This is a genomic window from Pseudomonas sp. 51_B (assembly GCF_017491595.1).
GTDB lineage: Bacteria > Pseudomonadota > Gammaproteobacteria > Pseudomonadales > Pseudomonadaceae > Aquipseudomonas > Aquipseudomonas promysalinigenes.
Genome location: NZ_JAFGYW010000237.1, coordinates 1 through 495 on the forward strand (window position 1 = coordinate 1; position 495 = coordinate 495).

Here is a 495-nt window from a genome sequence, read left to right on the forward strand (position 1 = left end):
GGACATCCGCAACAACGCCCTGCGTCAGTTGAACGAAGAGCTCGGCCTGGCCTGGAACGCCCTGAACAACGCCAACGCTCAGGTGCCGATCGCTCAGCAGTACGTCGATCGCAGCACCTCGGTGCGTACCGCCTACCAGCGTCAATTCAGCCTCGGCGAACGCACCCTGCTGGATTTGCTCGACAGCGAAAACGAGCTGTTCACCGCCTCGCGGCGTCTGGCGGAAATCAAGAACATTCAGTTATTTACTCAGTACCGAATCAAGGCGACCATGGGCCAATTGCTCAAAAGCCAGGGAGTGGTCGCGCCGTTGGCATCCGTTGTGCAGAACGACGTGAAGCCCAAGGTCCAGCTGCCTGGGATGAACTGAGTTATCCCTTTCAACTGTTAAAGAGTGTCGAGCGTGGAATCAGAAGTCAGTCGAGTTCAACTCAGCCATGATCCACGCGCGTTGCATGACGATCCGTTGCTGGATGGTCTGCTCGCCCTGTGCAT

General features: G+C 57.2%; 1 protein-coding gene. It reads left to right on the forward strand.

The window, feature by feature from the left end:
• Window positions 1–370 (forward strand): TolC family protein (locus J5M56_RS24600; protein ID WP_207938010.1); only part of this gene is annotated, 370 nt, incomplete at its 5' end.
• Between the last annotated feature and the right edge of the window lie 125 nt (window positions 371–495).